Annotated in this window: 6 protein-coding genes and 1 pseudogene; 1 reads left to right on the forward strand and 6 read right to left on the reverse strand. The window is 35.7% G+C overall.

Features of this window, described 5'->3' with window-relative positions; genetic code table 11:
- The coding region (locus tag AAC037_RS15130) for a prolyl oligopeptidase family serine peptidase (protein WP_339903765.1) at positions 1–1,343 on the forward strand (1,343 nt) is incomplete at its 5' end.
- Positions 1,344–1,378: 35 nt separating this feature from the next.
- Here AAC037_RS15130 and AAC037_RS15135 read toward each other — a convergent pair.
- From AAC037_RS15135 to AAC037_RS15160, 6 genes and pseudogenes are all read right to left on the reverse strand, one after another.
- On the reverse strand, positions 1,379–1,834 hold the full coding sequence (locus AAC037_RS15135) for a phage tail protein (protein ID WP_339903766.1): 456 nt from the start codon (positions 1,832–1,834) through the stop codon (positions 1,379–1,381).
- A 38-nt stretch (positions 1,835–1,872) separates the two neighbouring features.
- Positions 1,873–2,328, reverse strand: coding sequence for a hypothetical protein (locus AAC037_RS15140; RefSeq protein ID WP_339903767.1), 456 nt, complete (start codon positions 2,326–2,328; stop codon positions 1,873–1,875).
- 242 nt (positions 2,329–2,570) lie between these two features.
- A complete protein-coding gene (locus AAC037_RS15145) occupies positions 2,571–4,493 on the reverse strand; it encodes a M48 family metalloprotease (RefSeq protein WP_339903768.1) in 1,923 nt (640 codons plus the stop codon).
- A 1,493-nt stretch (positions 4,494–5,986) separates the two neighbouring features.
- Positions 5,987–6,205 (reverse strand): putative toxin-antitoxin system toxin component, PIN family, encoded by a 219-nt coding sequence (locus AAC037_RS15150; protein ID WP_339903769.1) that lies wholly within the window; start codon positions 6,203–6,205, stop codon positions 5,987–5,989.
- A gap of 184 nt (positions 6,206–6,389) precedes the next feature.
- Entirely contained in the window at positions 6,390–6,602 is a 213-nt protein-coding gene (locus tag AAC037_RS15155) for a hypothetical protein (RefSeq protein ID WP_339903770.1), read from the reverse strand.
- 684 nt (positions 6,603–7,286) lie between these two features.
- A pseudogene (locus AAC037_RS15160) lies at positions 7,287–7,502 on the reverse strand (cryptochrome/photolyase family protein); the annotation flags it as partial.

Here is a 7,502-nt window from a genome sequence, read left to right on the forward strand (position 1 = left end):
ATGGTCAAGTTCTTGTCATCAGTGCAGCCAACAGCACTACCGGAAATGAGCTATATATCAAAGACTTAATCAAAACAGAAAGTACCATCAGACCAATCGTTACAAACATGGACCATAACCACGATGTACTTGATCATCAAAAAGGTTGGCTTTTGGTCCAAACCAATAAAGATGCCCCCAATAACCGACTGGTGAAAATAGACCTGAACAACCCAAAATCGGAAAACTGGCAGGTTTTGATTCCTGAAAAGGAAGAAGTCATGCAGGTTTCCAAAGGTGGGGGTAAGCTCTTTGCTACCTACCTTAAAGATGCCATCAGCGAAGTCCGGCAATATGACTACCAAGGCAAAGAAGAAATGTCAATCGACCTTCCTGGAGCAGGAACTGTCAGTGGCTTTTCATCCAAAAAAGACCAAGACACCATCTATTATAGCTTCACATCCTACGTGCAGCCCGGAAGCATTTACAGTTATTCTATTAAGGAAGGAAAGCATAAACTTTACCGCCAACCGCAACTGGATTTTGATCCGGAAGCCTATGAAAGCCATCAGGTTTTCTACACCTCAAAGGATGGAACAAAAGTTCCAATGATTATTACCTATAAAAAAGGCTTGCCTCTAAATGGTAAAAACCCGACCATTCTCTATGGTTATGGAGGCTTTAATATCAGCCTTACTCCTGCTTTTAGCATTGCCAACACCGTATGGTTAGAAAATGGAGGGATTTACGCTGTTCCTAACATTCGAGGGGGTGGAGAGTATGGTGAGAATTGGCACAAGGCCGGAACAAAACTTCAAAAGCAAAACGTGTTCGACGATTTTATCGCTGCAGGAGAGTTTCTGATCCAGAAAGGATATACTTCAAGTGATTATTTGGCCATCAAAGGAGGAAGCAATGGTGGATTACTGGTGGGTGCTACCATGATCCAAAGACCCGAACTTGCCAAAGTGGCCTTACCGGCAGTAGGCGTGATGGACATGCTGCGGTACCACCAATTTACTGCGGGAGCAGGCTGGGCTTATGATTATGGAACAGCCGATGAAAGTGAGGAAATGTTTCGGTACCTTAAAAATTACTCCCCTGTTCACGCTTTGAAGCAAGGAACTGCTTACCCTGCAACCTTGGTTACTACAGCTGATCATGACGACCGGGTAGTACCGGCCCATTCTTTTAAGTTTGCTGCCGGTCTTCAGGAAGCACATAAAGGGGATAGTCCGGTATTGATTCGCATCGAAACCAATGCAGGCCACGGGGCAGGAAAACCTACCGGGAAGATTATAGACGAACATGCGGATATTTTTGCCTTTACACTTTACAATATGGGAGTCGATTTTAAAGACTGAAGCGAATACTCATTTGGTTTATAAGAAGAAAAGGATTATACTTGATTTATGGTTAATGCCTCATAAACCAGTTCAATGCTTTCAATGGCCATTTCACTTCCATTTGATTCTAGGTCTGTCACGGAAACTTTACTAGGCGAGGCATTGGTTAGGGTCCATGTCATTGTAAGGTTTCCGGATTCATCTAGCAATTCAATGACAACTATTTCTCGACTTATGGTATTCCTATTAATAGAATTAAACCAATCGTAAAATTTATTTTTATCCGGAAAAATGCCTTTTTTTAGCGTTATATTCTCTGGTTTAGAAATGCCCGGTAAATCAAAGGAAGAAATAGACTGGCTACCTCTATTATTGAATTCCAAAGGTTTCACTTCGTTATTCAAACCTGACACTTCCTGAAAAAGTAAGGGGCGATCCAATGATTCAATTTTTACAGAGAAGTAAAACTTAGGCAGCGGCCAAACTGAAATTTGATCTTCTCCTGCCATAATTTTTTAATTTTATAAGTGGATATCCAAGGTATACATTACTTAATGCAATTGGTTTCCAAGACTCGTTTCAGTTTTTCCGGCTCAGTGCTTCCCACCATTACAGTTTTCTTTTTCCCTTTACTTTTATAGCTTATGCGTAATACATCCCAGCCATGAATACTGTAAAGCATACCATTTGGAGTTATTCTAATTCCAATTCCATAATACCATGGCACCCGAATAATCTCTGTTTCTTCCAATTGATCGATTTCAAATTTAAAATTTATCAACCCGATTCCATAAGCCAATCTGAGTGTTGAACCTCTAACCTCCACCGTAAGTTTGTAAAGCATAAATCCCAAAACCACAAGAAATGAGCTTAGTACCAAAAAAGGCGTAAATGTAAGTGGATTATTCCCCCATTGCAGGGCGTAGGCCAAGCAGAGAAAAACCACCAAAAGTATAAACAATAAAATTATTACCCATCCAAACTGTGATTGCTTGTATTTCATATACGGGGAATTAAAATTTTCAGGTAATTACAAGTTACTGAATTATCCCTTATTTCTGATGATAAAATTCAGATACTATATTACCTTTTATCCATTTCTTTCATCTTTTTTAGCTTATGAGGGTTGCAATTACAAGTTGGCTTCAGAACTACTTATACCAATAATACCTGCATGGTATTTTACTGGCTAAATATCGCTTCAGAAGAGAGGGAATATTAGGTATACCTAAACATAATGGTATATTAGCGGTCATTGCTCGAAATCATTTCTGAGTTAATTTGTGGATTGATTAAAGTTATTTGGTAGTTCAATAGCTTCTTTTTTATAAGGAAATAGCCACGGTTCAATAAATATGCGTAATCATTCATCGCTGTAAATAAAATTTCTAAGTTATTTTCTTTATAGGTATCCCCACTAAAATATTTCCAATCTTTTGAGAGATACAACTCAAAATTTTCTTTTATTACCTTGTTTATTTTCGGTTGAAATTTACTATCTTCTAATAATTCCCGTATTTCATTTTTTAATTTTTTTTCAGTGTTTTCAATATCACTAAAATTCCACCTAATTTGATCATTGGGAGTTGTGAAGTTTATGAAATCTAAATCATTAGATAGCTTGATATAAAATTGAAATTTGGAATCAAATTTTTTCTCATAATCAAAAAATTGCTTGTATAAACTCTCCAAGGTAGTGTTAGGTATTTTTTCAATTTCATAACTATTGAAAAACTGAAAAATCCTTAAATCATTAATTTTTATTTGCTCCTTTAATAGACCTAATTCTATTTCAAGTTGTTTAAGGAGGGGCTTACTATCCTTTTGTTTATACTTTACTCCATCATAATCGAATGATTTGAGCTTAAAAGTTTTATCTGAAACCTGACTTACCGTTTCTATATCATTTTGTAGTGAAATAGCAGAATAAACCATGTCTACATTCTCTTTAGAAAAGAGATCAGCTAATTTGATTGTTTCTACCTCCTCTCCAACTTCTTGAGGATCAAAAATGAGTGGGTTCTTATTGTCATAGTAACCATTGTACACTTTAGGGAAAGTGTTTTCCAAAAACTCTTTTCTGAATTCCGCCTTGAATGACTCAAAAGGCATTTTTATAACAGCTCCTTGGTAAACAATCCCCTGAAACAACTTATCGGTAAGCTCTCTTTGTGTTCCTTCAATGTCACAAAACAATGAGTTGGCTAATTCATTGTCCATATTTTTAGCCAACAGCCCTGTTTTTTCCAACATATCAATACGGTCTTCAACACTTGGGTGTGAAGCCCACTGGTCTTTAATTACCAACTTTGACTTATTAAATTTGCTTAATTCTTGTTCAGATACTTGGGGTAAATTATTTTGGATTTTAATGTCATTCTCTTTTGCTAGAAAATGCATTGCAAAAGTTTGGTCTATAAAAATGTTTTCAGACTTTATATTTTCACTTATTTTATTGTCATAAAATGACAATATACTATTGTAGGAGTGATCTGCCAATGACATTCTGAGCAAAGAATATTTCAAAGGTTCATAACCTGTTACAGTCGCCGCTACTTCATCTGCATGGAACTCCATTTCTCTTGACAAACCTAAATAATTCTTATTTACTACCCCATACATTTGTCTCAACACCCACTTGATACCTTCAATAATTTTAACAGAAATGAAAACAAAAATCCAAAAATAACCACTGACATCCGCCCATTTCTGAATAATTCTATCATACTTTTCGTTGTCATTAAGCAGGTTGAATATAATTTGATTTACATTGTAAACGTAGCTCCCAACCTTCATCGATTTTTGAGAAAAATGACCAAATTCGTGGCTTAAAATGGCCTTTAATTCTGATTTAGAAACCGTATTTACCAACCCCAACCCTATTTGAAGGTTCTTTTTAATTGGTAAAAACATGCTCCAAAAACTTGAGTCGTAAAATACCGCAGCATTTACATCCACCGATAAATAAACTTTCTTTGGAAAGCTAGTACCTATTTTTTGAACAATTTCCTCTATAAGAACAAAAAGCTCTGGTTCCTCACGCTTGGTAATTTCAGTTAAGTTTGATCTGTCAGCTTTATGGGTCTGAAAAACGAATTTCACAAGGAAAAATAATACTAGAATACCTAAACTGGCCAAGCCTATTCCAAGCACTATTGTAACAAACATGGGCCGAAAAGCTATTAATAATATTCCTCCATATACACAGAGAATAGTCAAAATTAGAGCTAAAGCCAACATCAGAATATAGGTTAGTAAAAATAGGACTATTGAGGCAATTGCTTTAGCTGTTTGAGTTTTATACTCCTGAGATACTTTGATTGCTGTTTTTTTAGTTTGCATTGTTCCTTGTCTTAATTTGCACCAACCTACAAGAAAAGCCGAGGCAGTTTTTCCAAAATTATCGGGTCATTCTTACTCCTAAACGCTGTGTTCTATAGACTATCTTAAAAATCTCATGAATTGTTAGCCAGTAAAGTTGATTTTTAATGACTCTACTTTTTATTTTTGACTATAGGTGAAAATGGTTATGGTCATATTTGTTTCTAAAAATTTGACCTAATCGATTTATTCCAACAGGCTTAACCCTAAAAGGCTATAAATCTTCTTTTATAAAATAATATCACCTTCCAAAAAAAATGGGCCGGTCCCTTTGAACCTTATGGCAAAATCCGAGTTTTATTTTTTATCTATTACAAAATTGGACAGAAGTGCGTCCCATATATTAGTTATCTAATTTTTGCCTCTAAACTAACTATGTTTTTATAAATTTAAAAGTCTATACTACATCATATGATATTTTTTTGCTTGAATTCAGTCAAGGAATGAGAATTTATAAACGTTCTATCACATGGCAAATTTCAGGGTTAACCGTAATCCTGTTTAAAAGTTGCGTCTCCATATATTAAAGTTACGAAATATTCAATTAACTGGTTAACCTACCAAGGTTAATAATCATTATCCTATATTAAGATGATGAAAAAATCGTCATTCCTAGGCTTAGGGAGGTATTTGAGTAGTGAAGTCGAAGGAATCTCTAACCTAAAGAGATTACCCCCCTTTTCCTATGCAACAGCTCCCCAAAAGGGTTCGTAATGACGGAATGGTATATGGTTATTTCGGTATACTTCGACAAGCTAAGTGACCGGAAGACGTCATTCAGAGAATAAACATTTTAAAAACGCAGCAATCCAGATGACAATATCCAATGCAGCACTCCTGAGGAGTGCAATCTTTGTAGCTCAGGGCAAGCCGCCGCAGAAAGCGCCGCCCGGGGTGTAATTCAGTTGGCTTTTTAGGGCATTAGCCTAGAGCAAGTTCAATAGTGAAACAGGCTTTTCGCTAATGCCATTGGCTCATTACCTCCGATTATTACAGGAGGCTATTGAAAAACAAACTACCATATCCTTCATTCTGTAGCTTAAAAGAATTTTTAATAGAGTAAATTCTATAGGACTGGGCTTTAGCCTACTTAGGAAACTGCCTTATATAACCTGACTTTAGTCAAATTTTCATATTACTTTTTTAAATGATTATCAATTCAAGTTTAAAAAGTGAAAGCAGTGATTCGAAATGATTGGCTTAACCCATATCGATTGATTTTATAGATTAATTCCATTTATAAAAAACTTTATTTTATTTAACCGGAGTTAACCTATATTCTATTTCGGATTTATTTCCTCTAGAAGACTCCTAAAGGTGATTATTCGAGTATTTTTTAACTTTTCAAGAATGAGTAAATCTTTGTCACCCGTAACCAAATAATCAGCTTTCCCATCAATTGCCAAGTTTAAAAGAAAATTATCTTTTGGATCACGACACATAATAACCTTGGATGCTACTTTCACAAAGTCTGCATATTGATCAAATATATTTAACAACTTTTCGACATCATTTTTAGAGAAGAATTTTTGAATTTTGGCCTTCTAACTACTTCTATAAATTCTTCCAATGATTCGTAGGAAAATATTAATACAATTCTTTAATCTTCAAGTAGTTGATCAATTTCAGTGAAATTGAGAAATTAAAAAACTAATCCACAAATTGGTATCCAGTATTACTCTTTTACTTTTCATATCGTGATTTTCTCACGTTTTCTACTTCCTTGGTTATTTCCTCAAGACTTAACTCCTCTTTCGAATTAGATCTTAATTTTTTTAGCAGATCGGAAAAATCAGATTTCTTATCTTCCTTGATTTTGATCAAATTTAAGTCTGCTAAATCCTTCAGTAAGTTTTTAGCTTTGGGATTCAATATATCGATTCGAATCGTTTCCATGTCTCATTTTTTATAAAGCTAAGAAATTATTTTTTTTCCCTCTAATTTTTTCATGGGTGCTCCCCTCAAACAGCTAAGAAAAATGGCGATCGGTAAGCACTCTCCCTTTCTCATAAAACTATCTGCACCACGTACTAAATTTAACAAATGTGGTGAACTTTTCATTCCTTACTAAATTTCCTAACCGATAAAACCCCATCATTTATAACAGGAGGTAAACTTAAAATTTTGAAAAAAATCATCATTCAGAGACTTTGCAGGTGCCTTGCGCGTAGAAAGCCGAAGGAATCTCCAACCTAAAGAGATTGCCACACCCTTTCCATACGCAACAGCTCCCCAAAAAGGGTTCGCAATGACGTGTCTTCTCGTCATTCCGAGACTTTGCAATGGCCATGCGGGAAGGAAGGCGAAGGAATCTCCAAGGTGATGAGATTGCCACACCCTTTCCCTACGCAACAGCTCCCCAAAAATGTTCGTAATGACGGAATGGTATATGGTTATTTCGGTACACTTCGACAAACTCAGTGACCGGCAGACGTCATTCCGAGAATTAACATTTTAAAAACGCAGCAATCAAGATGAAAATATCCAATGAAGCACTATAGGGCTTTAGCTCAAAAAACCCGACGTTCAATTGCCAGCCTTAAATCCTAGCAACTTTAATTGTGTTTCACTAAAAACCAATTATTCAACATTTCCACCCAACTTATTCTGGATAAATGCTTCTGCATTGTCAAGATGTGCCTGTTGTTTGTCTTTATCCATTTTATCAAGGGAATAAATCAGCATATTGGTACGGTGGTTCTTTCGAAAGAAATCCTCCTGCTTCATCACAAAACGCCAAAACATGCCGTCCCAAATTTCTTCCCATTCTCCACCTGGATAATTGCTCATCTTTCT

The sequence above is a fragment of the uncultured Cyclobacterium sp. genome (assembly GCF_963976465.1).
Taxonomy (GTDB): domain Bacteria; phylum Bacteroidota; class Bacteroidia; order Cytophagales; family Cyclobacteriaceae; genus Cyclobacterium.